This is a genomic window from Pseudoalteromonas sp. Isolate6, assembly GCF_022398435.1.
Taxonomy (GTDB): Bacteria; Pseudomonadota; Gammaproteobacteria; order Enterobacterales; family Alteromonadaceae; genus Pseudoalteromonas; species Pseudoalteromonas galatheae.
In genome coordinates this window covers 1-2268 of the sequence record NZ_JAKEVK010000349.1, presented here as the reverse complement: position 1 = coordinate 2268, position 2268 = coordinate 1, and the positions used below count along the sequence as shown (strand labels likewise).

3 protein-coding genes are annotated in these 2268 nt (G+C 40.0%); all 3 read left to right on the top strand.

Features of this window, described 5'->3' with window-relative positions:
* A partial coding sequence (locus L1D50_RS22760; protein ID WP_239966911.1) for a GFA family protein occupies positions 1-399 on the top strand: 399 nt, incomplete at its 5' end.
* A 106-nt stretch (positions 400-505) separates the two neighbouring features.
* Complete coding sequence (locus L1D50_RS22755) at positions 506-979, top strand: hypothetical protein (protein ID WP_239966910.1); 474 nt, start codon at positions 506-508, stop codon at positions 977-979.
* Between the two features lie 87 nt (positions 980-1066).
* Complete coding sequence (locus L1D50_RS22750; RefSeq protein ID WP_239966909.1) at positions 1067-2098, top strand: hypothetical protein; 1032 nt, start codon at positions 1067-1069, stop codon at positions 2096-2098.
* Positions 2099-2268 lie beyond the last annotated feature (170 nt).

The window sequence follows — 2268 nt, the reverse complement described above, 5'->3', positions numbered from 1 at the left end:
GAATTCACGCGAATGAGCAGTAAGGTTATTATGTATTTAGGTAGTTGTCTCTGTGGAGAAGTAAAATATAAATTGTTAAGTGAGCCTAAAAAAGCATCACACTGCCATTGTAATATGTGTCAAAAACAACACGGTGCAGCGTTTGCTACATATGCTAGTTTACCTAAAAGCGATGTCGTTTATTTATCTGGCTCTTCTTCGCTAACAGAATACAACTCTTCTGCCAATATTAAGCGAAAATTCTGTAAAGTTTGCCGCTCGAGTATTGAGTGGGGAGGTAGTGAAAACTATCCTGATTGGGTGTCAGTGGCGATTGCTACTCTAGATACTCCGTATAAACCTAAAAAAGTAATTGATATACGAACAGAAACGAAGGTTTGTTGGTTGAATCACAGCTGACAAGGCATTTAAAACGTAACTAAGACAGCGGGTTTGGTTTCGCTTCGCTCCATATTTTAGCTAAACATTTTCACCTTCTTAACAGGCTCTTTAGACAAGTAGATTTATGCAAATTCATTCAATCGATAGAAGGTCTAATGTTGAACTCGAGCTGTCATTTTTTGGTTATGCTGACGATGAAGAGTGGGTTAAGGAAGTTTGCGTTCATTCGAAAATAAAGAGTACTCATTCCTCATCTAATCTGGCGTTTAAGGCATACTCTAGTTCTCATGATGACGAAATAGCGCAATTCATAAATGCACTGAGCTCTCTTTACGACACCAGAACTGGTGAGGCGCAATTATTATTGCGTGGTGCAGCCGAAGATACCTACGACGACCGTGAGTTAAGACTAAGATATTACTCTCTATCGTCATTGGGGCATCTAGCACTTGAAGTGACTCACTCGGGTAGTGAGCGCTATAGTAATACTGAAACGCTTGATTTCAAAACGAAAACTACTTTTGAGATTGAAGCTGAATTGCTTCAAGAGCTAAGGTTTTGGCTGACGGGAAAGCATGCAGCTTGTTTGCATGCTTAACTAGTTACTCATAAGAAGCTTAAGGGCTTGGTTTTCGCTCTTTCGTCAAGAATTTTAGCTCAGGCTTGATACTGCACGGAGACATGTATGAGTAGTTCTATTAAGTCAAAAGTCCCCTTATTATTTCTTGTGTGTGTTTCGTTATGGTGGGGGTTCTATTACCAATCAAACGGTACGCTTAATGATTATGGCAATGCAAATTTTGAATGGCTGTTTCTGTTAGATGCGTTAATAGTCTTGCCGATAGTCTGCTTTTTCTGTGTTGAAGATAGAAAAGAAGCCTTGTTGAAGTCGATTATTTTAGTGTGCCTTGCGGTGCTCGTCGGCAGTTACATTATTCCCGAACAAAGCAAACTGGTTTGGCATTATCTTGAGAGTGGGCGCTATGTTTTATTGGCTATCGTGCTTGCCTTTGAACTGGCTGCAATTTTAACCGTATACCTTGCGATTAAAGCCGCCATTTGCAAGAGTGAAGATCCCGACCATGCCATTGAAAAGCCAATTAAAAAATATGCGGGTGACGGCCCTGTTGCAAAGCTACTGAGTTTTGAAACGCGTATGTGGACCTATGCGCTTTTTTCTAAGCGAGTGCAGCCTGAAAGTTTTAGTGGCGAGCAGCACTTTACTTACCATAGTAAAGATGGCGCACAAAGTAATCTGCTTGGCTTTATTTTATTAATAGCGTTTGAAATGCCAATTATGCATCTATTTTTGCATTTTATTTGGTCCCCATTTGCGGCAAATATCATTACTCTGCTGACAGCGTTTAGCTTAGTATTTTTCTTTGCGGAGTACCGCGCTGTTGCAAAACGGCCTATTTCTTTGGTGGGAAATCATTTGTTCATCCGATATGGTCTTTATCAGCCATTGGCAATACCGTTAAGCAACATAGAAAAAATTCAGAAGAACATGGAGTTTGTAAAGCGTGCTAGGTCTATAAAACGTTATAACTACTCAGGCTATCCAAATGTTGAAATTGAACTGATTGAACCCGTGGGGAGTGTTAAAAATATATTTGTCGGGGTAGATGATGCCGACCAATTTATCTCAGCAGTATCAGATGAGATGTCACGACATAAAAATGCATTACCGAGAACTTTACGCCAAGATCTTACGTAGGTCGCCATTTATGGCGACAAATAACCAGCAACAGATAAAATTGAGCATTTTTAACATGTTATCTAGATGTAATTTGTTCTTAGCGAGCCAATCGATGGCTCGGACAAGTCACTCCTTGCGTGTAGCAGGTGATTTGCCTGTTTAAATTATAGCCTTTGACTGGTAAGTTA

What these genes read in the sequence shown, in the direction of transcription:
- L1D50_RS22755 (WP_239966910.1), top strand. Translation starts at nt 506, where the DNA reads ATGCAAATTCATTCAATCGATAGAAGGTCTAATGTTGAACTCGAGCTG.
- L1D50_RS22750 (WP_239966909.1), top strand. Translation starts at nt 1,067, where the DNA reads ATGAGTAGTTCTATTAAGTCAAAAGTCCCCTTATTATTTCTTGTGTGT.